Source organism: Variovorax sp. KBW07 (assembly GCF_003852515.1).
In the GTDB taxonomy this organism is placed as follows: domain Bacteria; phylum Pseudomonadota; class Gammaproteobacteria; order Burkholderiales; family Burkholderiaceae_C; genus Variovorax.
This window is the reverse complement of the sequence record NZ_QAJK01000033.1, coordinates 1-24,150: the sequence shown is the minus strand read 5'-3', so window position 1 is coordinate 24,150 and position 24,150 is coordinate 1. Positions and strand designations below refer to the sequence as shown.

The following is a 24,150-nucleotide window of genomic DNA, read 5'->3' as shown; positions in this document are numbered from 1 at the left end:
AATCCAGAAATAAATCGAGCAAAATTCATGCCCGAATAAGCATCAAAAAACTTCCCCATTTGAATAGGGCCTTCGCGGGCTGATGAATACTGGGTTCGCGCCGGAAAATTAATCAAGCCAAGGAGCCCGACCCCTTGCCACCTCGGAAAAATCGCCTGTCGCTCGTTCTATGCGGTCGAAGATTTCTCAGCACAGGGCGTCGGAGTTGTATTTCGGTAGCCTGCCAAATCGAAGCTGCGGACTTGGAGCCGCAGTTGGTTTTCGTCGGTTTTACGGGACAGCACCCGCAACCAGGTCGCCGCTACACCGCGTACCGTTTTTGACGACGATTCAGAAGGCGCGGGCCCGAATGCGGCTCCGCCGCGAGCCGAGGCCTCTGAGCGCGCGGTGAAGATGGTGCGGGAGCGCCGGGAGATGCACCCCTCGTTGCGAGGGGGGCCGGCTACCCGTTAGTTGGGCGAGGAAAAAAGGCCGGTGCCAGCAGCGCTGAAATATCGACCGCGAATACACAAGAGCAAGCTGAGGCCCTGCCCAGGCCGGGCCTTGCTTTCTGGCTACTTCTTCGCGTCGCGCAGTTCGCGGCGAAGGATCTTGCCGACCGGCGTCTTCGGCATGTCGGTACGAAACTCTACGATTCGCGGCTGCTTGTAACCCGTAAGGTTTGCTCTGCAGTATTCGCGCACTTGCGCTTCCGTCAGCGACTGGTCTTTCTTGACGATCACGAGCTTCACGGCCTCGCCGGTCTTCTCATCGGGCACGCCGACCGCCGCGCATTCGAGCACGCCCGGAATGAGTGCGACCACGTCTTCGATCTCGTTCGGGTACACGTTGAAGCCCGACACCAGGATCATGTCCTTCTTGCGGTCGACCACCTTGAAGTAGCCGCGCTCGTCGACCACGCCGATGTCGCCGCTCTTGAAGTAGCCATCGGGCGTCATGACCTTGGCGGTCTCGTCGGGGCGCTGCCAGTAGCCGGCCATCACCTGCGGGCCCTTGATGGCGATCTCGCCGCGTTCGCCCACGGGCACTTCGTTGCCTTCGTCGTCGAGCAGCTTGAGCCAGGTGTTGGGCAGCGGCAGGCCGATGGTGCCGGTGTAGGCAGTGCTGTTGGTCGGGTTGCAGGTGGTCGACGGCGAGGTCTCCGACAGGCCGTAGCCTTCGCAGATCGGGCAGCCGGTTTTCTCGAGCCAGAGCTTGGCCACCGCGGCCTGCACGGCCATGCCGCCGCCGACCGAGATCTTCAGGTTCTTCCAGTTGACGGTGTTGAAGTCGGGGTGGTTCGCCAGCCCGTTGAACAGCGTGTTGACGGCCGGAAGGCTGTGGATGGTGTGCTTCGACAGTTCCTTGAGCACGCCTGCGATGTCGCGCGGATTCGGGATCAGGATCAGCTTGCCGCCCGTGCGCATGTTCAGCATCATGCCGACCGTGAACGCGAAGATGTGATACAGCGGCAGCGCGCACACGCTGGTGGGCTGCTCGTTGGCGGGCACCTTGTCCATGGCCGGACCGTTCCAGGCTTCGGACTGCAGCACGTTGGCGATTACGTTGCGATGCAGCAGCACGGCGCCCTTCGACACGCCCGTGGTGCCGCCGGTGTACTGCAGCACGGCCACGTCGTCCGGGCCGATGGCCACGGGCTGCGGCGTGCGGCTTGCGCCCTTGTCGAGCGCTTCATTGAAACGCACCGCGCCCGGCAGGCTGAAGTGCGGCACCAGCTTCTTGACGTTGCGCACCACGTAGTTGACCAGCGCGCCCTTCAGGAGGCCGAGGCGGTCGCCCATGGAGGCCAGCACGATGTGCTTGATCGGCGTGGCCGCGATGCATTGCTGCAGCGTGGTGCCGAAGTTCTCCATGATGATGATTGCCTTGGCGCCCGAGTCCTTGAGCTGGTGCTCGAGTTCGCGCGGCGTGTACAGCGGGTTCACGTTGACCAGGATCAGGCCGGCGCGAAGAATGCCCGCGACCGCGATGGGGTACTGCGGGCAGTTGGGCATCATCACGGCAACGCGATCGCCCTTCGCAAGGCCGAGCCCCTGCAGGTAGCCCGCGAAAGACTTGCTCTGCTTGTCGGTCTCGCCGTAGCTGACGTCCTTGCCCATGAAGCTGTAGGCCGTGCGGTCGGCGTACTTGGCGAAGCTCTCTTCCATGAGCGCGACAAGCGATGGGTACTGCGAAGCATCGATATCGGCGGGCACACCCTGCGGGTAGCTGCTGAGCCAGGGACGGTCGGTCATGGATTTGTCTCCTCCGGGGTCGGACAGTTGAAAACGAAAACGGCGCACGAAGTGGCGCCGCCAGGAACTGGCCCGCATCGCGGGCACGGACCTTCGGCCTATTCGATGGCCTTGCCCATATCTTCTACTACTTTCTTGGCATCGCCAAAAACCATCATGGTCTTGTCCATGTAGAACAGCTCGTTGTCCAGGCCCGCGTAACCCGCGGCCATGGAGCGCTTGTTCACGATCACGGTCTTGGCCTTGTAGGCTTCGAGAATGGGCATGCCGTAGATCGGGCTGCCCTTGGTGTGGGCCGCGGGGTTCACCACGTCGTTGGCGCCCAGGATGATGGCCACGTCGGCCTGGCCGAACTCGCCGTTGATGTCTTCCATCTCGAACACCTGGTCGTAGGGCACCTCGGCCTCGGCCAGCAGCACGTTCATGTGGCCGGGCATGCGGCCCGCCACCGGGTGGATGGCGTACTTGACGGTGATGCCCTTGTCGGTGAGCTTCTGCGCCAGCTCTTTCACCGCATGCTGCGCGCGCGCCACCGCCAGGCCGTAGCCCGGAACGATGACCACGGTCTCGGCATTGCCCAGCACGAAGGCCGCGTCGTCGGCGCTGCCGGTCTTCACCGGGCGCTGCTCCTTGGCGCCGCCTGTGGCCGTGGCGGCCTCGCCGCCGAAGCCGCCAAGGATCACGTTGAAGAACGAGCGGTTCATGGCCTTGCACATGATGTAGCTCAGGATCGCACCCGAGCTGCCCACCAGCGAGCCAGCCACGATCAGCATGGCGTTGTTCAGGCTGAAGCCGATGCCCGCGGCCGCCCAGCCCGAGTAGCTGTTGAGCATCGACACCACCACCGGCATGTCGGCGCCGCCGATCGGGATGATGATGAGCACGCCCATCACGAAGGCCAGCGCCAGCATCGCGAAGAATGCGGTCCAGCTTTCGGTGGCGACGAACAGCAGGCCCAGCGCGATCGTCAGCAGGCCCAGCACCAGGTTCAGCATGTGCTGGCCCTTGAACTGCACCGGCGCGCCCTGGAACAGGCGGAACTTGTACTTGCCCGACAGCTTGCCGAAGGCGATGACCGAGCCGCTGAAGGTGATGGCGCCGATGGCCGCGCCCAGGAACAGTTCGAGCCGGTTGCCGTAGGGAATGCCGTAGCGCAGGAAGCCGTCGATGACGATGGCGCCATCGGGCGTGGCGGCACCGATCAACGCGGCCACGGGCGCGGCGGTGATGCCGAAGGCCCAGGGCTCGGCCACGGCGGCCACGCCGATGAACACCGCGGCCAGGCCGATCATGCTGTGCATGAAGGCGACCAGCTCGGGCATCTTGGTCATCTCGACCTTGTTGGCCATGAATGCGCCCAGGCCGCCACCGACCACCACGGCGGCCAGCACGTAGGCGATGCCGGTGCCGAAGTCGACGTTGAGCGAGCGCGCCTGTCCGTGGATCAGCGCGATGGTGGTCAGCACGGCAATCGCCATGCCGGTCATGCCGAAGATGTTGCCGCGGATCGAGGTGGTGGGATGCGAGAGGCCCTTCAGGGCCTGGATGAAGCAGACGCTGGCAACCAGGTACAGCAGCGTGACGAGGTTCATGCTCACTTGGCGGCTCCCTCTTCAGCCTTCACGGCGCCCGTCTTCTTCTCTTTCTTCTTGAACATTTCCAGCATGCGCCGCGTGACCAGGAAGCCACCGAAGACGTTCACCGCCGCCAGCGCCACGGCCAGCACGCCCATGGTCTTGCCCAGCGGGGTGGTGGTGAGCGCGGCCGCCAGCATGGCGCCCACGATGACGATGGCGGAGATCGCGTTGGTCACGGCCATCAGCGGCGTGTGCAGCGCGGGCGTGACGGTCCAGACCACGTGGTAGCCGACGTAGATGGCCAGCACGAAGATGATCAGGTTGATGACGGTATGGGAAACGGGATCCATGGCGCTTGTTCTCCTCGCGTTGTCGCTTGTTCGCTTGGCTTGTTCGCTTATTTACGGGTGACCTGGCCGTCTTGCGTGACGCGGCAGGCAGCGACGATGTCGTCCTCGAGGTCGATCTTCAGCGCGCCCTCCTTGGTGACGATCAGCTTCAGGAAGTCGAGCACGTTGCGCGCATACAGCGCCGACGCATCGGCCGCCACGAGCGCCGCGAGATTGGTTTCGCCGACGATGGTCACGCCATGCTTGACCACGGTCTTGTCGGCTTCCGACAGCGGGCAGTTGCCACCCACGCCACCATCGGGATTGACTGGCCCCTTGCCGGCGGCAATGTCGACGATCACCGAGCCGGGCTTCATGGCCTTGACCATGTCCTCGGTGATGAGCGTCGGCGCAGCGCGCCCGGGAATGAGCGCGGTGCTGATGACGATGTCGGCCAACGCCACGCGCTTGGCGACCTCGACCTGCTGGCGCGCAAGCCAGCTCGGAGGCATCGGCTTGGCGTAGCCGCCGACGCCGACCGCGGCTTCCTTTTCTTCATCGGTGTCGTACGAGACTTCGATGAACTTGCCGCCGAGCGACTCGATCTGCTCCTTGACGCTCGGGCGAACGTCGGAGGCCTCGATGACGGCGCCCAGGCGCTTGGCCGTGGCAATGGCCTGCAGGCCCGCCACGCCCACGCCCAGGATGACGACGCGCGCGGCCTTCACGGTGCCGGCCGCCGTCATGAGCATCGGGAAGAAGCGCTGGTATTTGTCGGCCGCGATCATCACGGCCTTATAGCCGGCAATGTTGGCTTGCGAGCTGAGCACGTCCATGCTCTGTGCGCGGGTGGTGCGCGGCGCCGCTTCGAGCGCGAAGCCGGTCACGCCGGCCGACGCCAGGCGCTGCAGGCCGGTGGCATCGAAGGGGTTGAGCATGCCGATGACCACGGCACCGGGCTTGAGCAGTGCGGCTTCGGCATCGGTGGGCGTGCGCACCTTCAGGACCATGTCGGCGGACAAGGCGCCCGCCTGGTCGGTGATCTGCGCGCCCGCGGCCTGGTAGGCGGCATCGGTGACGCTGGCGGCAACGCCGGCGCCCGACTGCACACCCACGGTGTGCCCTGATGCGACCAGTTTCTTCACCGTTTCGGGTGTAACGGCCACTCGGGTTTCGCCGGCCAGTGTCTCGGCAGGCACGCCTATCAGCATAGAGATCTCCTCAGGGCAAGGGGGCACACGGAATGCGGGCAGAGCTTACAGCAAGATTACAGCTGCCCGCTGTCGCCGAAATGCGCCACCTCTTCGGCCCCGGATCGCCTGTGGGCGTTGCGGACTTCGCTATCCAATTCATAGCGAAATCGAGGGTTTGCCCTGCTTGCTTCGCGCGCCATTCGCACAGAGGCAAGGCCCGGGCGAAATCGGCGTTCACATTGGTTTCCCAAGACGCAATTGTTGACTGAGCGTCGTTAGACTTTGTTCTGGAAAATCCTCATTTGTATTCAACTGCTGTCAACTTCTGGCACCTTTGGCCCGAAAATCCCGAATTGCGTGCATTAGTTGCAGTTCACATTCCTTGCCGCGGTCGCAGATAGATACACTTCGGACAGATCGCCAGCTCACTGAGGTTGGCGCGGGAGGAAAAGGGAATGGAATGCGTATTGCCATACTGGACGATGGTCCGGATCAGCTTCGGCTGATCAATCAAACCATGTTGGGACTCGGACACGAGTGCCATCTCTACACCGAAGGACGAACCCTGTTGCAGGCGCTGCGACGGCAGACCTTCGACCTGCTGATACTGGACTGGCGCCTGTCCGACATGAGCGGAACAGACGTGGTGAAGGCGATCCGCGTCGAGCTCAAGAGCCGCCTTCCCATTCTTTTCGTCACCGACACGCACGAAGAGGCCGACATCGTCACCGGCCTCAATGCCGGTGCCGACGACTTCATGGCCAAGCCCCTGCGCGCGGGCGAACTCGAAGCCCGCATCAAGGCCCTGCTGCGCCGGTCTTACCCGGCCCAGCACGAGTCCGAGCTGATCTTCGGCCCCTATCACTTCTATCCGCCCTCGCGCGTGCTGAAGGTCCGGGGCGCGCCGGTCGAACTGAAAAACCGGGAGTACGAACTCGCGCTGTTCCTGTTCCAGAACCTCGGACGGCTGCTCTCGCGCGAGCACCTGCATGAGGCCGTCTGGGGACTGGGCATCGAAGCGCTGTCCCGCTCGCTCGACACCCACATCTCGCGCCTGCGGACCAAGCTCGAGCTGCGCCCCGCGAACGGCTTCCTGCTGCTGGCCATCTACGGCCTCGGCTACCGGCTGGAAACGATCGAGGCGGACACGATCCCCAGGAGCGGCACGCGCTAGGCGGGCTGCCCGCCAGCGGGCGACTGCGCCCGGCCTCCCCGGCCTTCGGGGAATCTCTTGCGCGCTACAGTCTCCAACGGCCATACCGCCGGGGAGACCGCGCGGTGCGCGATCCACGCGCTCCACGGCCCCGCCCCTCACAAGGAACAAGAAAAAATGCCCCGCACGATCAGGCTGCTGCTCGCCGCTGCGCTGCTCTGGAGCGGGTTCGGCCCGGCCGCCGCACAAGACGTCGAGGCCAGCGACATGGTTCGCGGTGGCATGCAGGCCATCCTGATGATCGACCAGGGCAGGGCCGGTGAACTCTGGGACGGCGCCACCGCCGCCACCCGCAAGCGCGTGGCACGCGCCGACTTCACCGGCCAGGTCGCCCGTTCCCGCGCGCCGCTTGGCGCACCCCGCCAGCGCACCTGGGTCGCGGTCAATCGCCAGGTGGTGACCGACCCCGACGGCGACACGGCCGGCCAGTACGTCAGCATCGAATACGAAACCCGCTTCACCGACAAACCCGAGCGCACGTTGCGAGAACTGGTGAGCTTTCACCTGGACAGCGATCGCATGTGGCGCTTCAGCGGCTACGTGCTGCGATAAACAGATTCCCTCCAATGGCTGCTTCCAAATCCGTACGCTGGAAACCCAACGTCACCGTGGCCGCGGTGATTGAACGCGATGGCCGCTTCCTGCTGGTTGAGGAGCAGGCCGGCGACGGCCTCAAGCTCAACACGCCGGCCGGTCACCTCGACCCCGGCGAATCGCCCGCCGAAGGCTGCGTGCGCGAGACCCTCGAGGAAACCGCTCACCATTTCACGCCAACGTCGCTCATCGGCATCTATATGGCGCGCGCCCGTCCACAGGCCGAGCGGGGCGAAGACGTGACCTACATGCGCTTTGCCTTCGCCGGCACGCTCGGCGCACTGGAAGAGGGCCGCGCGCTCGACGAAGGCATCGTGCGCACCGTGTGGATGACGCTGGCCGAGATCCGCGCCAGCGTCGCGCGGCACCGCAGCCCGCTGCTGCTGCAGTGCATCGAGGACTACCTGGCCGGCCAGCGCCATCCGCTTGAACTGGTCCACGTCGACGTGTCGGTGCGGTCGGAACCGCAGCCTGCCGTCAGACGATGACGCCGCCCCCGAGGCAACGCTCGCCGTCGTAGAGCACCGCCGACTGCCCCGGCGTGACCGCCCATTGCGGCGCGCCGAAGCGCAGGCTGAAGGCGCCATTGGCAGCATTGGCCGCATTGGCACCGCCAGCGAGCATCTCGCAGCCCGCATCGGCCTGCCGGTAGCGCGCCTTCGAGCCGTAGCTGCCCGGCGCGGGCGCTTCGCCCGCCACCCAGCTTGCATCGTCGGCCTTCAGCTCGGAAGACAGCAGCCACGGATGGTCGTGCCCCTGCACCACCCACAGCGTGTTCTTCTCGACATCCTTGCGTGCCACGAACCAGGGCGAATGGTCGCCCGAGCCGCGCTGCGCGCCCTTTTCCTTGACGCCGCCGATGCCCAGCCCCTGCCGCTGGCCCAGCGTGTAGAAGCTCAGGCCCTGGTGCTCTCCCAGCTTGCGGCCGCGGTCGTCCTTGATCGGGCCCGGCTCCTTGGAGATGTAGCGGTTCAGGAAGTCGCGGAAGGGCCGCTCGCCGATGAAGCAGATGCCGGTCGAGTCTTTCTTCTTCGCATTGGGCAGGCCGATTTCTTCCGCGATGCGGCGCACCTCGGTCTTGTGCAGCTCGCCCACCGGGAACAGCGTCTTGGACAGCTGCGCCTGGTTCAGGCGGTGCAGGAAGTAGCTCTGGTCTTTCGATGCATCGAGCCCCTTGAGCAGCTCGTGCCTGCCCGTGGCTTCGTTCAGGCGCACACGCGCGTAGTGCCCGGTGGCGATCTTCTCGGCGCCCAGGCGCATCGCGTGGTCGAGGAAGGCCTTGAACTTGATCTCGGCGTTGCACAGCACGTCGGGGTTGGGTGTGCGGCCGGCCTTGTATTCGCGCAGGAACTCGGCGAACACGCGGTCCTTGTAGTCGGCCGCGAAGTTGACGTGCTCGATCTCGATGCCCAGCACGTCGGCCACGCTGGCGGCATCGATGAAGTCGATGTTCGACGAGCAGTATTCGCTGTCGTCGTCGTCTTCCCAGTTCTTCATGAAGATGCCGACCACCTCGTGCCCCTGCTGCTTGAGCAGGTGCGCCGTGACCGCGGAGTCCACTCCGCCGCTCAGTCCCACCACGATCCGTTGCTTTGCCATAAGCCCGCCATTGTCCCAGCCCCGGGGTAGGGGCTTCCGGCGTGTGGGAAATCGGGAAAACCCCTGTCGCCGGCTTGTCAGGCCCCGCTCCCCGACGGAAAGACCCGGCGCTACAGTGCCCTCGAAGGGCGGCACAGACCCGCCCGCGCGATTTGCAACAGCACAGCGGAGACAACGCATGGCCCCCTCTTCTTCCTCCGCCCCCTCTGGCGACAACACCCCATGGACGCGCGCCTACCCGCCGGGCATGCGCTGGGACGCTGAACTGCCCGTCAAGCCGGTGCAGCAGATGCTCGACGATGCCGTCGCGCGCTGGCCCGACCACTCCGCCGTCGAATTCATGGGTCAGGCCATCACCTACGCCCAGCTCGGCGCGGCGGTCGACCGCGCCGCCAAGGCGCTGCAGGACCTGGGCGTGAAGCCCGGCGTGCACGTCGGCCTCTACCTGCCGAACACGCCCCACTACCCCATCGCCTTCTTCGCGGTGCTCAAGGCCGGCGGCACGGTGGTGAACTACTCGCCGCTCGACGCCGAGCGCGTGCTGGCCCACAAGATCGAAGACAGCCGCACCGACATCCTCGTCACGCTCGACCTGGTCAATCTCTACCCGCTGATGGCGCGGCTGCTCGACAACTCGCGGCTGAAAAAGCTGGTGGTCGGCAGCCTGGGCGACTACGGAGCGGCCGGCGACAAGGTGCAGGCCCAGCTGCAGGCCGCGGGCCAGATTGCCCAGGTGCCGGTCGACGACCGGCATGTGCGCTTCACCGACCTGCTGAAAAGCGAAGGCACGCACCACGCCTATCCGCTGGGCGACCTGGCCGAAGAAATCGTGGTGCTGCAGTACACCGGCGGCACCACCGGCCTGCCCAAGGGCGCGATGCTCACGCACGCCAACCTCACGTCGGCCAGCGCGCAGTACTACGAATCCACGCGCGGCGAGCCGCCCATCCTCGACGAAGGCAGCGAGCGCTTCCTGGTCGTGCTGCCGCTGTTCCACATCTTCGCGCTCAGCGCCGCCATGCTGCTCGGCGTGCGCCTGGGCGCGGCGCTGGTGCTGCACACGCGCTTCGATGTCGATGCCGTGATGAACGAGCTGGCCGCCAGCAAGATCAGCGTGTTCCCCGGCGTGCCGACGATGTACACGGCCATCCTTGCGCACCCCAAGGCCAAGGAAATGGACCTGCGCTCGCTCAAGTTCTGCGGCTCCGGCGGCGCGCCGTTGCCGGTGGAAGTGGAGCAGCGCTTCTTCGCGCTCACCGGCTGCCACCTCAACGAAGGCTGGGGCATGACCGAGACCTCGCCGGTGGGCACCTTCACGCCCGCGCGCGGCGTGCGCAAGGCGGGCTCGTGCGGCATGCCCTTGCCGCAGGTGCGCATCAAGCTCGTGAGCCTGGACGACCCGTCGAAAGACGTGACCGCATTCGGCGAAGCCGGCGAGCTGTGCATCAAGGGCCCGAACGTGATGAAGGGCTACTGGAACAACCCCAAGGCCACCGCCGAGTCGATGACGGCCGACGGCTACTTTCGCAGCGGTGATGTTGCGAAGATGGACGCCGACGGCTACTTCTACATCGTCGACCGCACCAAGGACATGCTGCTGTGCGGCGGCTACAACGTCTATCCGCGCGTGCTGGAAGAGTCGATCTACGAGCATCCCTCGGTGGCCGAGGTCTGCGTGATCGGCGTGCCCGACGACTACCGTGGCCAGTCGCCCAAGGCCTTCGTGAAGCTGAAGGAAGGCGCGCCCGAGCTCACGCTCGATGCGCTCAAGCTGTTCCTGAAAGACCGCCTGGGCAAGCACGAGATGATCGGCGCGCTGGAGTTGCGCGCGGAACTGCCGAAGACCGCCGTCGGCAAGCTATCGAAGAAAGACCTGGTGGACGAAGAAGCCCGCAAGCGGGCCTGACGACGGCTACTTCTTCTGGCCGAAGGCTTCGGCCAGCAGCTCGTAGGAGCGCAGCCGGGCCGCATGGTCGAACACCTGCGAGGTGATCATGAGTTCGTCGGCGCCTGTGCGCGCCACGAACGCTTCCACGCCTTTCTTCACCGTTTCGACCGAGCCCACCGCGGAGCACGACAGCACCGAGTCGAGCAGCGCGTTCTCGGCGGGGCCGACCTTCTGGCGGTAGTTCTCGACCGGCGGCGGCAAGCGGCCGGGCCGGCCGCTGCGCAGGTTCACGAAGGCCTGCTGCCACGAGGTGGCGCGGAATTCGGCCTCGGCATCGGTGTCGGCCGCGAACACATTGAAGCCCAGCATCACGTACGGCTTCTGCAGCTGCGCCGAAGGCTTGAAGGTCTCGCGGTAGATCTGGATGGCCTGCATGATCTGCTGCGGCGCGAAGTGAGAGGCAAAGGCGTAGGGCAGCCCCAGGTGCGCCGCCAGCTGCGCGCCGAAGGTGCTGGAGCCCAGAATCCACACCGGCACTTCGAGCCCCGCGCCGGGCACGGCCCGCACTGGTTGCTGCGGCGTCTTCGACATGAAGTCCATCAGCTCCATCACGTCCTGCGGGAACTGATCGGCGTCGGATTCGAGGTTGCGGCGCAGCGCCCGCGCGGTGCGCTGGTCGGAACCGGGCGCTCGCCCCAGGCCCAGGTCGATGCGCCCCGGGTACAGCGACTCCAGCGTGCCGAACTGCTCGGCAATGACCAGCGGCGAATGGTTCGGCAGCATCACGCCGCCGGCGCCGATGCGGATGGTCGAGGTGCCCGCCCCCACGTACGACAGCAGCACCGCCGTGGCCGCGCTCGCGATGCCCGGCATGCCGTGGTGCTCCGCCAGCCAGTAGCGCGTGTAGCCCAGCTTTTCGCCGTGCTGCGCAAGCGAGAGCGAGTTGCGGAACGACTGCGCGGCGTCGCTGCCCTCAATGATCGGGGAAAGGTCGAGGATCGATAACGGAATCATGGGCGGCATCATGGCCCGAATGGGCCCGCGCCGCCACGCATGGGGCTATTCGGTTTGGTATAGCGTCGTCACGCTGGCGAAGTCGCGGCCGTTCTGCTCCACGTCCACCTGGAAGGGCACGCTCTCGCCGGGCGCGATGGCCGGCAGGTTCTCGACCTGCTTGAAGCCCGTGAGCTGCCCGCCGCGGTCGCGCAGGCTGACCCACAGCCGCACCTTGCCGACGATGCCGGTGCCCGGGTTCTTCACGGTGCCCTTGACCTCCACGCTCTTGTAGGTAAAGCGCTGGCTGAAATTCAGCAGCACGCTGCCGGTCTCGGCCTTGGTGCCCGTCACCTTCACCTCCAGCGGCATGCGCGGCCCCGGCATGGCGGCGCGGCGCATCGGCTTCCACTCGATGCGGGTGTCGGTGATGCGCTCCATGTCCTGCGGCTCCAGGAAAATCGGAAAGCGCTCTCCGGGGTACAGGTAGGCCAGCCCCGAGATGTTGGTGGTGCCGTCGGCCTTGCTGCCGCTGAAGCGCGAGATCACGCCGCCCGGCGCAAGGGCCACCGTGTCGGTGCTGCGGTTCACCAGCTCCGTCAGGAACAGCCGCTGCTGGATGTTGTTGCGCCCGTCGATCAGTGGCAGCAGTTCGAGCTGCTTCGCGTCGAAGCGCTCGCTGTCTTCGGCCAGCAGGTCTTCGGTGCCCAGGCGCAGCTCGGGGTTGAAGCGCTCCGGCGCGCCGACCGTGCGAATCACCCGGTCGGCGCTCAGCACCGCCGTGCGCGCACCCGAGGCCTCGACCGTGCTGTAGCCGATGCGGTAGTCCCACGCCGCAATCGCCGCCGCGCGGCCGAAGCGGGCGATGCTCAGGTCCACCGAAGTGTGGGCGCCCGGCTTGAGCTCGTTCGACTGCCCGTAGCCGTGGCCGAAACCGATCACCTGCCCGGCGTCGTCGTACAGCGTGGCCAGCACCTCGATGCCGCCGACCATGGCCGCGTCCTTGCGCGTGTTGGCGACACGGCCCACCAGCCGCACGCGGTCGCCCTGCTGCACCAGCCGCAGGCGCGAGAAGCTCATGCGCGGCCCTTCGACCGCGTTGTAGGGCTCGGCCAGCTTCTGCACCAGCAGGTCTTGCCGCGTGATGTTCTTGCCGCTCGGCATGTCGATCAGCACGGGCGCGCTCTCGCCTGGCTCCAGCACCGAGATCGGCACCATCTCGCTGCGCTCGTCGAGCCGGCTGTCGCCGTCGTAGTAGGTGGCCCGGATGCCCGCGCGCGACAGCGGCTTGCCGGTTTCGTTGCGTGCCACCACCAGCAGCTTGGGCATCGCCGAACTGCCGTTGCCCACCAGCACCTGCCTCGGCTCGCCAAGCTTCAGGCCGGCCGTCGGGATGGTGCGGTCGACCACCGCCGCCGCGGCCACCACCGGACGCTCGCCGGGCGGGTTGCGCGATTCGATGAACACCTCGATGAGGCGCCCTACCAGCACGATGCCCAGCACCACGATCACGCCGATGCCGACCTTGCGCAGCATCAGCTTCTGCCTGAGCGCTTCTTCGGCCGCCAGCTGCCGGCCCGCCTCGTTCTTGACCTGGTTCAGCACGCGCTCCAGCCGGTCGGACACGTTGTCCTCGACCACCGTGACCGAGCCGCAGTGGTCGCAGGTGTATTCGTTCAGGCCCGTGCGCTTGAGCACGCTGCTGCCGCATTCGCCGCACTTGAGCGTCTTGAGATCGATGGTCATGAAGAAGTGCTTCCGGTTTCTTGTTTTGCCTGCGATTCTCCCTGCACCCCGTTTCGCGCCATTCCGCGCCCTGTTCGCAGCCCGATGGCCCGCGCGCTACCAGCCGAAATCGTCAAGGATCAGCTCGGCCTCGTCGGCACCGCCGAGCAGCGGCGCAAGCTGCTCGACCAGGCGCGCGCGCTGCACCGGATCGACGCTGTAGTCGTCCAGGAAAAGCGCCTCGTCGGCCTCCTCCACGAACTGCCCGATGGTGCCCAGGCAGGCGGCCATCTGGGAGATGTCGGCAAACATCGGCCCGTCGTCTTGCCACGTGCCTTCGCCATGCCGCGCGAACTGGATCGCGCCCGTGCGCAGGTCGAAGATGAACGGGTCGGCGCCCTGGTCGGCCACCACCAGCCAGTGATCGGGCCAGTCGGCAATGCGCTCGCCGGAAATGCCGTGCCAGCGGTAGCCGGCCTGCAGTTCCCACAGGCGCGCGAGCGGCGGAATGCTGAAGGGGTTGCCGACGTTCGGAACCGTCAGGCCCGCATGGCCCACGCGGTCGTTGATCCATTCGCCGAGCGGGCCCACCTGCGCGTAGAACGCTTCGATGGCGGGCGGCAGCGGAATGTCGCCGCGCCAATGCTCGGCGGCCGTTTGCGTCGCCAGCTCGCCATGGGGCGCCAGGGCCGCACGGGCCTGTTCGATCGATACCGCCATTCTTTTCTCCAGTCGTCGGGACTTCAGGTCGTCAGGTCTTCAGGTGCCGCAGGCGGCCCGCAGCGCGGTGCGCAGGGCCTCGACGTCGCCGGCAGCCACTTCGCGCACACCCGGCAGTCCGGCAAGGCCGCAGGCGGTCGAGGCCACCACTGGCAGGCCGGCCGCGACCGCGCGCAGGAGCGCACGCGGCGCATGCTCGACGTGCGCGGGCAGCACGACCACGCGGGCACCGGCCAGTCCATCGCCTTGCCAGTTCATGTGCTCGACGCGCTCGACACCTTGCCAGAGCCGTGTGTCATCGGAAGGCGAGCCCAGCACGCGCAGCCGGCACGGCCAGCCTTGCAGCGCGGCGGCCAGTTCGCGCGCGCCCTTGCGCGCCAGCGCGCTCGCGGCGAACACCACGAGCGGCGGGCCCTGGGTGTCGGCGGCGATGGCCTTGGCGCCGGGCAGCGCCCAGTCGAGACGCTGCAAGGCCGCTTGCGGCGCCAGGTCGGCAAGCTGTTGCGCGATGTCCGCATGGGGCGTGGCCACGGCCACGGCGCGGCCCAGCGCTGCCGACTCGGCCCGCACCAGCGCAGGGGCGGCGCGAAAGTCGCGCAGCGTGGCGTCGTCGGGCCAGCGTTGGCACGCCGCATCGAGCCTGCGTTCGATCGCGGCCATGGGCAATGCACTGGCCAGCACCGTGACGCAACGGCCATCGAGCGCGCCAGCCAGCTGCAGGTGCGGCAGCAGCGCCTGCTCGACCACCAGTTGCGTGTGCTCGGGCTTCAGGCGCGCTGCGAAGGCCAGTGCCAGCCAGCGTTGCCCGTCGATCAGGCTGGCCTGGCGCCGGCCGCCCGCGTGCCGTGCCCACAGCCGCTGCCACAGTGCGCGGCGCAGGCTCGCGGCCCATGCCGATTGAACCGGCTGCGCACCTTCGGCCACAGGCTCCCGGTGCCAGCCGACACTGCTGGATGCGCGCCAGAACGCCAGCCGCAGCGGCACTGGCTGCATGCGGTCCGCGACGGGGTGATGCGCTCCCAGGTAGCGCGCGAACTCCGGCGTCCATGCATCGAGCAGCACGGCGGTGCGGCCCTGCGGCGCCACATCGGGCAAGGGGCGATGGCGAAAACAGTCCGTCTGGTCGCAGCTCAGGCAGCCGCGCGCCAGCGGCAAAGAAGACGGCGGTACAGCACCCGCGCCCTCTTCGTCACCCGCGCGCCGCAACGTGACCGGTGCGGCCCGCATGGCCAGCGGCGAACGCGCACGGACGCGCAGCACCAGCTCGGTGGCCGTCAGTTCCACCTCCAGCCGCCAGGCGTGCCTGGCGCGCAGCTTGAGGTCGACGTAGTTCCAGAACACCGTGGCATCGATGGCGTCGCCGGCCTCCGGCCCGGCCTGTTCGATGCGCGCCGTGTGCCCATGCCGTTCGACCAGTTCGAAGCCGGCACGCGCCGCCACGGTGGCCAGCGCATTCGACAGCTGGCAGATGCCGCCGGCCAGCGTCGGCACCACGCAACCGCCGCGCACTTCGCGGCCCACCACGAAGCCGCGCCATGCACTGGGCCGGCCCAGCTGGCGCCAGAAGCTCAGCACCTCGCCGGCCGGCACCTCGATGGCGTCGAACGCGCGGCGTGCCACGCGCAGGTTCTGCACCTTGCCGGCGACCAGCGGAAATTCATCGGGGCGCCCGTCCGACCACAAGGGGGTGCGGTACTGCGCGAGCACCGGCGCATCGGCCAGTGCGTGTTCGCCGACCCGCCAGCGCCGGGCCGAGGGCCGCAGCGTCTCGCGCAGCGCATGGGCCGTGGCCAGCAGCCGCGAGCGCAGCCAGAAATCGATGGCGTCGATGCGGCGCGGCGGCTGCCAGGCCTGCTGAACGCTCACGCGGTGGGGCCTCGCTTGCGCCATTGGCCGAGGTCGGCTTCGATGCGCTCGTTGATGTCGCCGCTCCATTGCGCCTTGAAGCCCGCCGCGCGCAGCAGCTCGACGATGCGGTTGCCGACCACCACGGTGTTGGCTTCGCGCAGTTCGATCTCGGGGATCATGCCGCCGCTGAACGCAAGGTGCAGGCGGCCGGTGCGCACCGCCGTGTCGAGGTCTTGCGAGTGATAGAAGCAGCAGCCGCGAATGCCCGAGGCCAGCCGGCCCGCAATGCGCCACTGCTCGCGCACGTCGTCGTGTCCGTCGGCCAGCGTGTTGCCGGCGCGATGCAGCGCAATGATCTTTTCGCCGCGCAGCTGCACGAAGACGGCGTCGAGCCGGTCGTACTCGGTCTGCGCGGGCCAGTCGCGTTCGGCGATGTGCTTGGCCACGCAGGCACGCTCGGCCTCTGCCTTGATCCAGGCACGGTCCTCGGCGGTGATCTCGTCGGGATCGAGGTACTCGTCGGTGATCATCCATTCGACATCGGCGTCGGGATAGAAGCCGCTCCACACCAGGTCGTGGATGCGTCCGCGCGTGTCTTCGGGGTCGAGAGTAAGGGCCATGCGTGTTGGGTTGCCGGGTCAACGGCGACGGATCATGCTTTCGTTTTTTCGTGGCAGTAGCGTCTTCGTATTTTCGCCCGTCTGCACCACGATGGCGCAGTAATGCGAAAGCATGAGGTCTGCGGCCATCCCTTCCGCGTCGCCATCATGAAGGATGCCCGAGGGCAAGGCAATGCGCCTTTTGGCGAAGACGGCCTCTGCCACTTGGCCTGTTGCAGGCAGGCTTCGGCCCCGTGAATCGCACCGCCGTGGTGCCGCCGTGCGACTGGCTATGCTCGGCGCCTTCCATGCCGCGCCGCCATCCCTCCGTCGACCTGATCGCCCACGCCACCGGGCAGTCGCCGGGCTACGGCCATGCATCGTCCGATGGCCGCTACCAGGCGGTACTGTTCGATGCCTGCACCGTGATCGTCGACACGCGGGAACGCCGGCAGCACCGGGCGCCCGGCGTGTACCCGCGCGGTTTTGAAGATGCGCTGCCCGATGGCATGAAAGGCCCTGCACTGCGCGTGGAGGGCGAGGAAACGGCCACGGCCTATGCGCCCACATGGACCGATGTTCAATGGATTTCGCTGGCCGACACGCCAGACGGTTTCTGGATGCCCTGGCCCGACGCGCGCGCCACCGGCCTGCCGCCGCTGGACGAACAACTGCCCACCGAATGGAGTTCCGATGCGCCATGCGCCACGGAGCGCGTGCCCAAGTCGGCCACCGACCGGGTGGCATGGCTGGTCGCGCTCGCTGTGCTGGCCTTCTTCGCGGTGTTCGGCTTCGAGGCCATGACCTGGGCACTGACCGGTGGGTGGCAATGGCTCTGGATGGTGGTCGGGCTGCCGGTGTTCGCGATGTTTTCCGTGCTGACGGTGATGTTCGTCGTGACCAGCCTGCGCGAGCGCCGAACCGTGCGCGTGGCGCTCGAAGCCATGTCGCTGGAGCGCGGAGAAGGTTTTCGCGTCGGCGAGCCGTTCGACCTGCGCCTGCGAGCAACAGTGCCCGAAGCGGGGACCGGCGAGCGCACGGTGGCCCCCGAACGCATCGTCATGCGCCTCATGCGGCGCACCATCCGCGGCGATGCGAACGGCGACGGCGTGCTGGAGGACGAATGCTGCGACGAGGCGGTTGCGCACCGCGACGACGCGCGTGCCGACAGGCTGCTCTACGCCTGCGAGCTTTGCGCAAGCCCCGAACACCGCGGCGACAGCAAGGGCGATGCGGCGCAATGGTGGGTCGAACTGCATGACCCGGCGGCCAATGGCGGCGAGCCATTCTTCATCGCGGGGCTGCGGCTGCTGCCCGCCCGCTGATCCAGCGCGGCGCAATGCCGCAGCACATGCAAAAAGGCCGGGCCATGCATTCGCATGGCCCGGCCTTTTTTAAACAGCGCTCGCCGAAGCGAGGCGCCGTGTTTGTCGCTGCCGCGGATTACAGGGGCAGTGCGTCGCCGTGGGCGGCAGCGCGGGCTGCGGCACGCACTGCTGCGCGGTCCACCGTGCTGGCGACGAGCGGGGCCACGCCCGACGAAGCGCCTTCGGCGTACGGGTTCTCGCTGTGCGCGGCGGCAACAGCTTCAGCGCGGACAGCCGCACGGCTGGTCGACGACACGAACACCTGGGCCGGGCCGGCGTTGGCACCGGTGGCATAGGGGTTGGCGCTGTGTGCAGCAACCACGGCCTGGCCGGCGACGTCGGCACGGCTGGCAGCGGAGGTCAGCTGATGCACGCCTTCATAGGTTTCGGCGTGAGCAGAGCCAGCAACGGCCAGCAGGGCAACGGCAACAGCGGAGAGGAGCTTCGAGGCGGTCATTTTGATTTCCTTCAATTCAGTTCAATCGTTTTTCAACTTGGATGATTTCGAACCGGTCTTGGGTGGGTCACCGTCCCTCCGGGGGCGGCCACCTCGCTCGGGGCCCTGTTCACCCAGATCAGCTTGGTGGCTGGTCTGTGAATGAATTGTGCGCCGAGAACCTAGGTAGAAACCCGTATCAAACGGAACCGCGGTGTTCACGCGGCGGAAACAATCACCTGTCATGAAGAGAGATGAGGGCTTGTCGTAGAGTGCCGGCATGAACGCGCCCGCCCCTTCATCCGCCTCGTCTTTTGCGCCCTTTGCACCGCTTGCACCCTGGGGCACTGCGGACACCGTTTTCGACCGGCTCGAAGGCGCCTGGGACCTGGACCGGACCATCGAAGGCCAGGCGTCCATGACCGGCACCGCCGTGTTCACACGGCTCGACTCGGGCGCGCTGAAGTACCGCGAGGAAGGCCGGATCACGCTGGCCGACGGCAAGACGTTCGACGGGCACCGCGAATACTTTTTCGAGCGCGCGCCGGGCGGCTTTGCAGTCTTCTTCGCCGAACAGCCGCCGCGCCTTTTCCACGGCATTGCGGTCGTGCGCGAGGGCGACGCGTTCGCCGGCTCGGCCACGCACCTGTGCACGCCCGACACCTACGACAGCAGCTACTGCTTTCTGGCCGATGGCTCTTTCGTCATCCGCCACACGGTGCACGGCCCGCGCAAGGACTACCTGTCGGCCACCACGTTCAGGCGGCGCGGCACATAGCCAGCCGGCCCGCGCGCGAGCGAATCGATCGATAGACCGATCAGTCGCGGTCGAGCCGCCAGCCCGGCATGCCGCGCATCACCGTCTGCACGAGCATCGCGCAGATGCCGCACTTGATCAGGTCGCCAGGAATGAAGACCAGCATGGCCAGCGCGGCCTGCGACAGCGTCATGTGCGCCACCAGCGACAGCCCGACGATGCCGAAGGCATAGACCACCACGATTCCGCCCACCACCGACGCGAGGAACGCCGCCGCCAGCAGACGCGTGCCCGTGGCGCCGGCCATGCGGCGCATCAGCAGGCCGCAGGCGAAGGCGCCGAACATCCAGCCGAACAGGAAGCCCGAGGCCGGCGCCACGAACACGCTCAGCCCGCCGCGCCCACCCGGCAGCAGGGGCAGGCCCAGCGCCACCGCGAGCAGGAACAGCGCAATGGCCAGGAAGCCGCGCCGGGGCCCCAGCAGGCAGCCGGCCAGCATCACGCCCAGCGATTGCAGCGTGATCGGCACGCCGAACGGCAGGTCGATCTTGGGGATCAGCCCGAACACCGCCATCAGCGCCGCGAACAGCGCGATGTACGACAGGGAACGAGACGATGCGATGGAGCCGGAAGTGGTGGTCATGAGGGTCTCGTTCCAGGAAGAAAAAGAAGATTCGAAGAATCGGAAGTGAGAAATCAGCGGCCCGAATCAGCGGCCCAGCCGCGCGGCCAGCGCATCGGCCACGCGCTCCGCGGTCTGCAGGGTCCGGATGGTCAGCGGCGCCAGCAGCCGCAGGCCGCCGCCATGCCCCGCGCGGACGCGGTAGGCATCGTCCAGGCGCTGCCACTGCACGTAGAAATTTTCGGCGAAGCGCAGCATCAGGCCAAGGCCCAGCGCAATGCGCTCGGTCGGCACGCCGAAGCGGCGCAGCGGGTGCATAAGGGTTTCGAGCACCACCAGCAGGTCTTCGAAGCGCGTGGTCAGCGTCAGCATCAGCGCCAGCGTGGCCGCGCTGGCAAGCCGCAAGGCACTGGCCACGCCCAGCGGCGTTGTCCCCAGCGCCCAGTGAAAGCCGACGATCAACCCGCCCGCGATGGCCACGCCGACCAGCATGCGCACGCGGCGCCACACAGGGCGCCCGAGCGACGCGAAGATCAGCAGCACCACGGCACAGGAAATGGCCAGGTGAACCGGCCTGTCGACCAGCACCAGCAGCGTGCCGCACACCGACAGCACGGCCAGCTTGACCCACGCCGCCATCGCGTGCATCCACGTGCGCTGTTCCGAATAGAGGCTACGCATGCGCCGCGCCCCGCTCCGCCCTGGCGCGTTCGCGCACATTCGCGGCGTAGGCCTCGCAGACCTCGCGGCCCGGCCCATCGGCGCGCACCTTGCCCTGCTCCAGCCACAGCACGCGCTCGAAGTCGTTCACGTGGTCGAGCAGATGCGTGGACAGCACGATCTGCTGGTCGGTTGCCTCGAGTTGCGCCGCCAGCCGCGCCTGGCTCAGCAGGTCGAGGCTGGCAAAGGGTTCGTCGAGCAACAGCGTGGCCGGCTGGCCGATCTGCAATGCAAGCAGGCACACCTGCTGGCGCTGCCCCTGGCTCAACTCGCCGATGGCGCGCCCGGCCCAGGCGTCGAGCCCGCGCTGCGCAAGAAAATCGCGCGCCCGCTGCCGCGCCGCCTGGCGCGTTTCGCCGCGCGCCGTGAGGCTGAACGCCAGTTCCTCGGCCACCGTCGGAAAAATGATCTGGTCGTCGGGGTTCTGGAACATCAAGCCCACGTGCTGCGACAGCTGCCGCCGGTCGGCCTGCGTGTCGCAGCCATGCACCACCACGCGCCCCTGCTGCGGCTGGTCGAGCCCGCTGATCAGCCGGAACAGGCTGCTCTTGCCCGCGCCGTTGTCGCCGACCAGCCCGATGCGCATCTCCTGCAGGCTGAGCGTCAGCCCCTCGAAGACATGCTGGCTGCCGCGCACCAGCGTGACCGCCTCGAGGCGAATGCTGTGCGCGGAAAGGGTCGCGGCGGGGGCGTTGGGGGCGGTGGGTATGGGCTGCGGCAAGGGGTCGCCACTGTACCCGAAGGTACGCAGCAGCCATTTGCCTCGCCTTTCGCGGGCCGGGCCGGGTCAGGGCGCGGAGGGAAAGAGCGCGTTGATCTCGCCGGCCGGAAGCATCTCGGCGCTCATCGCGCGAAAGCCTCCGCCGTGGCCATCATGGCCATGGTTGCCGCCGAACGCTTCCGTAGCGATGCGTCCGAGCAAGCCCAACGCGGCCTGCAACGGGCCGCAGCCCAGGCTGATGCGCCGTGCGCCGGCCCCCGCGAGCACGTCGACCGCCGGCGCCTTGGTGTGGCCCGCGTAGACGTTCACCGGCAGCGGCACCGCTTCCGCCAGGCCCGCGATTTCCTCCAGGCTGGTCATGCCCGGCACGAAGATGCCGTCGGCGCCCGCCGCGGCGTAGAGCCGTGCGCGGCGCAGCGTGTCCTGGTAGCGCGCGGCCGGGTCGTCGTTGGCGACGAAGTGGGTGTCGGTGCGCGCGTTGATGAAAAGGCGCGCGTCCAGCCCGCGCAGCGCTTCGATGCGCTCGCGCAGGATTTCGGGCGGCGCCAGCCGGCGCGTGCCCGGCAGCACGCCGTCTTCGATGTTGATGCCGGCCACGCCCATGTCGATGAGCGCGCGCACCACGTCGCACACCGCCTGCGTGCTGTCGCCGAAGCCGCGCTCGATGTCCACCGTGACCGGCACGCCCGCCACGCGGCAGATGCGCCCGCAGGCCGCGAGCAGTTCGCCCACCGGCATGCGCTCGCCGTCCGGATAGCCCAGCGACCACGCCATGCCCGCGCTCGTCGTGCCGATGGCCTTGGCGCCCGCGCGCTCGACGATGCGTGCGCTGGCCGCGTCCCACGCATTCACCAGCACCAGCGGCTCGGGGCCGTTGTGCAGTCGATGGAAGATGTCTGTTTGTTGTTGTCGTTGTGCGTCGTGGGCCGGCATGGTCATTCGATTTCGAAAGGGGTGGAGGAATGACTGGAGCGTAAGCGCGATGCGGCCGCGGAACTTGGAGAAAACTGCGGTTGGCGCGGGCATCCGCTGCGAGGCAGGTATCGTCCGGCACACCCCATGACCGCAAGGAACACCACCGTGAAAACCGCCATCCAGTCGACCTCCCCGGACGGCCGGTACGTCGTTCGCATCGCGCCCTGGGAGGCGCGCAACTCGCACTGGGTTTCTTCGCCCGAAATCGTGGACACCCGAACGGGCCACGGCTTTTTCAAATTCGCAAGCGAGAGCTGGTCCGCTGATCATTCCGCATGGGAGAGCGATTCGCAGGTGCGGCTGACGCTGCGCAAGTACCCCGGCGGCCAGCCGCGGCACACCCTCGTCGTCATGGTCGATTGCGTTGCTGGTGTTGCAGGCATCGAAGGCGGTGCAAGCGTGGCGCTGGAGGCGCTGGAAGCGGCATTGGACAAAGCGCTGCATGCAGCCTGAAGACCTGCCCACCGTCTGGGGCCGCCCCAGCCAGTTCAACGTGCGGAAGGCCTTGTTGAAAGCCCAGGCTCAGGGCTCGATCAACTTCGCCAGCGCATGCGCCGTGGGCGACGGCTCGCGCTCCAGATTCGCGATCACGCTGCGCCGGTCGGCTTCGGTGCGCTCAGCGCACGGGCCGATCGCTGTCGCGCGGGAGTCGCGGCGCGCGCGTGTTTCCCTCCCGGCTGCACTGCAGCTACAGTAGTCGCCCCAAACCGGTCATCCAGCCCTTCTGCCGAGAACCAGACGAGAGCCAGACAAGGCCGCAAACACACACCTCAAGGAATCAGACATGGGCGCGCAATGGAAAGCAAAACACAAGGACCTGGCGGCCAATGCCAAGGGCCGGCTGTTCGGAAAACTGGCCAAGGAAATCATGATCGCCGCGCGCAACGGCGCCGATCCGGCCTCCAACTCGCGCCTGCGGCTGGTCGTCGAACAGGCCCGCAAGGTGTCGATGCCCAAGGAAACGCTGGACCGCGCCATCAAGAAGGGCGCGGGCCTCACGGGCGAAGCCGTGCACTTCGAGCACGTGATCTACGAAGGCTTTGCGCCGCACCGCGTGCCGGTGATGGTCGAGTGCCTGACCGACAACGTGAACCGCACCGCGCCTGAAATGCGCGTGCTGTTCCGCAAGGGCCAACTGGGCACGTCGGGCTCGGTGTCGTGGGACTTCGACCACGTCGGCATGATCGAAGCCGAGCCCACCGGCGCCGGCGCCGACCCCGAAGTGGCCGCCATCGAGGCGGGCGCGCAAGACTTCGAGCCCGCCGGCGAAGGCAACACCACCGTCTTCCTGACCGACCCCACCGACCTCGACCTCGTGAGCCGCGCGCTGCCGGCCCAGGGCTTCACCGTTCTGTCGGCCAAGCTGGGCTACAAGCCGAAGAACCCGGTCGACCCGGCCAGCCTGAGCGCCGAAGACCTGGAAGAAGTCGAAACCTTCCTGGCCGCCATCGACGCCAACGACGACGTGCAGAACGTGTTCGTGGGCCTGGCCGGCTGAGCCACTTTTCGCATGCTGGCCGGCAGATGCCTCTGCGGTGCCGTCCACTACGCGGTGGCGGATGAATTCGCCTATGCGCTGAATTGCCACTGCCCGGATTGCCGACGCGCCACCGGCGCGGCCTTCAAGCCCTTCGCGGGCATCGAGCGCCACAAGCTGGCCATCACCCAGGGCGAAGACAAGCTGTTGATCTTCGGCACGAAGGACGCGGGCGACATTCACTGTGAACGGTGCGGCTCACTGCTCTGGTCCGTGGTGATCGACGGCACGTTCGTTCACGTCACGCTGGGCACGCTGGTCGATGCGCCCACCATCCGGCCGAGCGCGCACATCTTCGTGGGCTCGAAGGCGCCGTGGTTCACCATCACGGACGACCTGCCGCAGCACCAGGCGCACGCGGGCGAGAACTGAGCCGGCAAGGCTCATCCATTCGGCCTGCTACGGCCTGCTGATCGTCACCGCGCTGAAGCTTCTGTGGGACGGCGTATCCGGCTATCTCGCCTGAGCGCACCGGGTTCTTCGTGACCCGTCCTGCCATAGGT

25 protein-coding genes are annotated in these 24,150 nt (G+C 67.2%); 10 read left to right on the top strand and 15 right to left on the bottom strand.

What is annotated here, in order from left to right:
* Positions 1 to 554: 554 nt before the first annotated feature.
* The 4 genes from DBV14_RS07100 to DBV14_RS07085 all read right to left on the bottom strand — a co-directional run bounded on the left by DBV14_RS07100 (position 555) and on the right by DBV14_RS07085 (position 5,351).
* A complete protein-coding gene (locus tag DBV14_RS07100) occupies positions 555 to 2,234 on the bottom strand; it encodes a long-chain-fatty-acid--CoA ligase (RefSeq protein WP_124458495.1) in 1,680 nt (559 codons plus the stop codon).
* 98 nt (positions 2,235 to 2,332) lie between these two features.
* Entirely contained in the window at positions 2,333 to 3,832 is a 1,500-nt protein-coding gene (locus DBV14_RS07095; RefSeq protein ID WP_124458494.1) for an NAD(P)(+) transhydrogenase (Re/Si-specific) subunit beta, read from the bottom strand.
* On the bottom strand, positions 3,829 to 4,161 hold the full coding sequence (locus DBV14_RS07090; RefSeq protein WP_124458493.1) for an NAD(P) transhydrogenase subunit alpha: 333 nt from the start codon (positions 4,159 to 4,161) through the stop codon (positions 3,829 to 3,831). The genes DBV14_RS07095 and DBV14_RS07090 overlap by 4 nt, the downstream gene beginning before the upstream one ends.
* A 47-nt stretch (positions 4,162 to 4,208) precedes the next feature.
* The gene (locus DBV14_RS07085) at positions 4,209 to 5,351 is read right to left on the bottom strand and encodes a Re/Si-specific NAD(P)(+) transhydrogenase subunit alpha (RefSeq protein ID WP_124458492.1); all 1,143 of its coding nucleotides are present in this window, start codon (positions 5,349 to 5,351) and stop codon (positions 4,209 to 4,211) included.
* A gap of 442 nt (positions 5,352 to 5,793) precedes the next feature.
* Here DBV14_RS07085 and DBV14_RS07080 point away from each other — a divergent pair, with 442 nt between their 5' ends.
* The 3 genes from DBV14_RS07080 (at position 5,794) to DBV14_RS07070 (ending at position 7,628) form a co-directional block, all read left to right on the top strand.
* Positions 5,794 to 6,507, top strand: a complete 714-nt coding sequence (locus DBV14_RS07080) for a response regulator transcription factor (RefSeq protein ID WP_124458491.1) — start codon at positions 5,794 to 5,796, stop codon at positions 6,505 to 6,507.
* Positions 6,508 to 6,663: 156 nt separating this feature from the next.
* The gene (locus tag DBV14_RS07075; protein WP_124458490.1) at positions 6,664 to 7,098 is read left to right on the top strand and encodes a DUF4019 domain-containing protein; all 435 of its coding nucleotides are present in this window, start codon (positions 6,664 to 6,666) and stop codon (positions 7,096 to 7,098) included.
* A 14-nt stretch (positions 7,099 to 7,112) separates the two neighbouring features.
* Positions 7,113 to 7,628 carry an NUDIX hydrolase gene (locus DBV14_RS07070; protein ID WP_124458489.1) on the top strand — a complete coding sequence of 172 codons (516 nt, stop codon included), beginning with the start codon at positions 7,113 to 7,115 and terminating at the stop codon, positions 7,626 to 7,628.
* Here DBV14_RS07070 and mnmA read toward each other — a convergent pair.
* The gene (gene mnmA, locus DBV14_RS07065) at positions 7,618 to 8,739 is read right to left on the bottom strand and encodes a tRNA 2-thiouridine(34) synthase MnmA (protein ID WP_124458488.1); all 1,122 of its coding nucleotides are present in this window, start codon (positions 8,737 to 8,739) and stop codon (positions 7,618 to 7,620) included. The genes DBV14_RS07070 and mnmA overlap by 11 nt on opposite strands.
* Positions 8,740 to 8,917: 178 nt before the next feature.
* Here mnmA and DBV14_RS07060 point away from each other — a divergent pair, with 178 nt between their 5' ends.
* The gene (locus DBV14_RS07060; RefSeq protein WP_124458487.1) at positions 8,918 to 10,645 is read left to right on the top strand and encodes a long-chain fatty acid--CoA ligase; all 1,728 of its coding nucleotides are present in this window, start codon (positions 8,918 to 8,920) and stop codon (positions 10,643 to 10,645) included.
* Positions 10,646 to 10,651: 6 nt separating this feature from the next.
* Here the strand turns inward: DBV14_RS07060 and DBV14_RS07055 are convergent, their stop codons facing one another.
* The 5 genes from DBV14_RS07055 to DBV14_RS07035 form a co-directional block, all read right to left on the bottom strand.
* A complete protein-coding gene (locus tag DBV14_RS07055; protein WP_124458486.1) occupies positions 10,652 to 11,641 on the bottom strand; it encodes an LLM class flavin-dependent oxidoreductase in 990 nt (329 codons plus the stop codon).
* Between the two features lie 45 nt (positions 11,642 to 11,686).
* The gene (locus DBV14_RS07050) at positions 11,687 to 13,366 is read right to left on the bottom strand and encodes an FxLYD domain-containing protein (RefSeq protein ID WP_124458485.1); all 1,680 of its coding nucleotides are present in this window, start codon (positions 13,364 to 13,366) and stop codon (positions 11,687 to 11,689) included.
* 96 nt (positions 13,367 to 13,462) lie between these two features.
* A complete protein-coding gene (locus tag DBV14_RS07045; RefSeq protein ID WP_124458484.1) occupies positions 13,463 to 14,065 on the bottom strand; it encodes a hypothetical protein in 603 nt (200 codons plus the stop codon).
* 39 nt (positions 14,066 to 14,104) lie between these two features.
* The gene (locus DBV14_RS07040) at positions 14,105 to 15,931 is read right to left on the bottom strand and encodes a VanW family protein (RefSeq protein ID WP_260396856.1); all 1,827 of its coding nucleotides are present in this window, start codon (positions 15,929 to 15,931) and stop codon (positions 14,105 to 14,107) included.
* On the bottom strand, positions 15,928 to 16,533 hold the full coding sequence (locus DBV14_RS07035; protein ID WP_124458482.1) for a hypothetical protein: 606 nt from the start codon (positions 16,531 to 16,533) through the stop codon (positions 15,928 to 15,930). The genes DBV14_RS07040 and DBV14_RS07035 overlap by 4 nt, the downstream gene beginning before the upstream one ends.
* A gap of 233 nt (positions 16,534 to 16,766) precedes the next feature.
* Between DBV14_RS07035 and DBV14_RS07030 the strand changes: the two genes are divergently transcribed.
* Positions 16,767 to 17,837 carry a hypothetical protein gene (locus DBV14_RS07030; RefSeq protein ID WP_260396855.1) on the top strand — a complete coding sequence of 357 codons (1,071 nt, stop codon included), beginning with the start codon at positions 16,767 to 16,769 and terminating at the stop codon, positions 17,835 to 17,837.
* 118 nt (positions 17,838 to 17,955) lie between these two features.
* Here DBV14_RS07030 and DBV14_RS07025 read toward each other — a convergent pair whose 3' ends face one another.
* Positions 17,956 to 18,336, bottom strand: coding sequence for a helicase SNF2 (locus DBV14_RS07025; protein WP_124458512.1), 381 nt, complete (start codon positions 18,334 to 18,336; stop codon positions 17,956 to 17,958).
* Between the two features lie 259 nt (positions 18,337 to 18,595).
* On the opposite strand from DBV14_RS07025, the gene DBV14_RS07020 reads away from it, so the two are divergent.
* Complete coding sequence (locus tag DBV14_RS07020; RefSeq protein ID WP_124458481.1) at positions 18,596 to 19,093, top strand: DUF6314 family protein; 498 nt, start codon at positions 18,596 to 18,598, stop codon at positions 19,091 to 19,093.
* Positions 19,094 to 19,133: 40 nt separating this feature from the next.
* Here DBV14_RS07020 and DBV14_RS07015 read toward each other — a convergent pair whose 3' ends face one another.
* From DBV14_RS07015 to DBV14_RS07000, 4 genes are all read right to left on the bottom strand, one after another.
* Complete coding sequence (locus DBV14_RS07015) at positions 19,134 to 19,715, bottom strand: biotin transporter BioY (protein ID WP_124458480.1); 582 nt, start codon at positions 19,713 to 19,715, stop codon at positions 19,134 to 19,136.
* Between the two features lie 66 nt (positions 19,716 to 19,781).
* Positions 19,782 to 20,375 carry an energy-coupling factor transporter transmembrane protein EcfT gene (locus tag DBV14_RS07010; RefSeq protein WP_124458479.1) on the bottom strand — a complete coding sequence of 198 codons (594 nt, stop codon included), beginning with the start codon at positions 20,373 to 20,375 and terminating at the stop codon, positions 19,782 to 19,784.
* The gene (locus DBV14_RS07005) at positions 20,368 to 21,135 is read right to left on the bottom strand and encodes an energy-coupling factor ABC transporter ATP-binding protein (RefSeq protein ID WP_124458478.1); all 768 of its coding nucleotides are present in this window, start codon (positions 21,133 to 21,135) and stop codon (positions 20,368 to 20,370) included. The genes DBV14_RS07010 and DBV14_RS07005 overlap by 8 nt, the downstream gene beginning before the upstream one ends.
* Before the next feature lie 66 nt (positions 21,136 to 21,201).
* Positions 21,202 to 22,068, bottom strand: coding sequence for an isocitrate lyase/phosphoenolpyruvate mutase family protein (locus DBV14_RS07000; protein ID WP_124458477.1), 867 nt, complete (start codon positions 22,066 to 22,068; stop codon positions 21,202 to 21,204).
* A gap of 147 nt (positions 22,069 to 22,215) precedes the next feature.
* Here DBV14_RS07000 and DBV14_RS06995 point away from each other — a divergent pair, with 147 nt between their 5' ends.
* From DBV14_RS06995 to DBV14_RS06980, 4 genes are all read left to right on the top strand, one after another.
* A complete protein-coding gene (locus tag DBV14_RS06995) occupies positions 22,216 to 22,563 on the top strand; it encodes a hypothetical protein (protein WP_124458476.1) in 348 nt (115 codons plus the stop codon).
* Entirely contained in the window at positions 22,553 to 22,807 is a 255-nt protein-coding gene (locus DBV14_RS06990; RefSeq protein ID WP_124458475.1) for a hypothetical protein, read from the top strand. The genes DBV14_RS06995 and DBV14_RS06990 overlap by 11 nt, the downstream gene beginning before the upstream one ends.
* An 87-nt stretch (positions 22,808 to 22,894) precedes the next feature.
* Entirely contained in the window at positions 22,895 to 23,608 is a 714-nt protein-coding gene (locus DBV14_RS06985) for a YebC/PmpR family DNA-binding transcriptional regulator (protein WP_124458474.1), read from the top strand.
* A 12-nt stretch (positions 23,609 to 23,620) separates the two neighbouring features.
* Positions 23,621 to 24,019 carry a GFA family protein gene (locus DBV14_RS06980; protein ID WP_124458473.1) on the top strand — a complete coding sequence of 133 codons (399 nt, stop codon included), beginning with the start codon at positions 23,621 to 23,623 and terminating at the stop codon, positions 24,017 to 24,019.
* Positions 24,020 to 24,150 lie beyond the last annotated feature (131 nt).

What these genes read in the sequence shown, in the direction of transcription:
- DBV14_RS07100 (WP_124458495.1), bottom strand. Translation starts at nt 2,234, where the DNA reads ATGACCGACCGTCCCTGGCTCAGCAGCTACCCGCAGGGTGTGCCCGCC.
- DBV14_RS07090 (WP_124458493.1), bottom strand. Translation starts at nt 4,161, where the DNA reads ATGGATCCCGTTTCCCATACCGTCATCAACCTGATCATCTTCGTGCTG.
- DBV14_RS07085 (WP_124458492.1), bottom strand. Translation starts at nt 5,351, where the DNA reads ATGCTGATAGGCGTGCCTGCCGAGACACTGGCCGGCGAAACCCGAGTG.
- DBV14_RS07080 (WP_124458491.1), top strand. Translation starts at nt 5,794, where the DNA reads ATGCGTATTGCCATACTGGACGATGGTCCGGATCAGCTTCGGCTGATC.
- DBV14_RS07075 (WP_124458490.1), top strand. Translation starts at nt 6,664, where the DNA reads ATGCCCCGCACGATCAGGCTGCTGCTCGCCGCTGCGCTGCTCTGGAGC.
- DBV14_RS07070 (WP_124458489.1), top strand. Translation starts at nt 7,113, where the DNA reads ATGGCTGCTTCCAAATCCGTACGCTGGAAACCCAACGTCACCGTGGCC.
- mnmA (WP_124458488.1), bottom strand. Translation starts at nt 8,739, where the DNA reads ATGGCAAAGCAACGGATCGTGGTGGGACTGAGCGGCGGAGTGGACTCC.
- DBV14_RS07060 (WP_124458487.1), top strand. Translation starts at nt 8,918, where the DNA reads ATGGCCCCCTCTTCTTCCTCCGCCCCCTCTGGCGACAACACCCCATGG.
- DBV14_RS07055 (WP_124458486.1), bottom strand. Translation starts at nt 11,641, where the DNA reads ATGATTCCGTTATCGATCCTCGACCTTTCCCCGATCATTGAGGGCAGC.
- DBV14_RS07050 (WP_124458485.1), bottom strand. Translation starts at nt 13,366, where the DNA reads ATGACCATCGATCTCAAGACGCTCAAGTGCGGCGAATGCGGCAGCAGC.
- DBV14_RS07045 (WP_124458484.1), bottom strand. Translation starts at nt 14,065, where the DNA reads ATGGCGGTATCGATCGAACAGGCCCGTGCGGCCCTGGCGCCCCATGGC.
- DBV14_RS07035 (WP_124458482.1), bottom strand. Translation starts at nt 16,533, where the DNA reads ATGGCCCTTACTCTCGACCCCGAAGACACGCGCGGACGCATCCACGAC.
- DBV14_RS07025 (WP_124458512.1), bottom strand. Translation starts at nt 18,336, where the DNA reads ATGACCGCCTCGAAGCTCCTCTCCGCTGTTGCCGTTGCCCTGCTGGCC.
- DBV14_RS07020 (WP_124458481.1), top strand. Translation starts at nt 18,596, where the DNA reads ATGAACGCGCCCGCCCCTTCATCCGCCTCGTCTTTTGCGCCCTTTGCA.
- DBV14_RS07015 (WP_124458480.1), bottom strand. Translation starts at nt 19,715, where the DNA reads ATGACCACCACTTCCGGCTCCATCGCATCGTCTCGTTCCCTGTCGTAC.
- DBV14_RS07010 (WP_124458479.1), bottom strand. Translation starts at nt 20,375, where the DNA reads ATGCGTAGCCTCTATTCGGAACAGCGCACGTGGATGCACGCGATGGCG.
- DBV14_RS07000 (WP_124458477.1), bottom strand. Translation starts at nt 22,068, where the DNA reads ATGCCGGCCCACGACGCACAACGACAACAACAAACAGACATCTTCCAT.
- DBV14_RS06990 (WP_124458475.1), top strand. Translation starts at nt 22,553, where the DNA reads ATGCAGCCTGAAGACCTGCCCACCGTCTGGGGCCGCCCCAGCCAGTTC.
- DBV14_RS06985 (WP_124458474.1), top strand. Translation starts at nt 22,895, where the DNA reads ATGGGCGCGCAATGGAAAGCAAAACACAAGGACCTGGCGGCCAATGCC.
- DBV14_RS06980 (WP_124458473.1), top strand. Translation starts at nt 23,621, where the DNA reads ATGCTGGCCGGCAGATGCCTCTGCGGTGCCGTCCACTACGCGGTGGCG.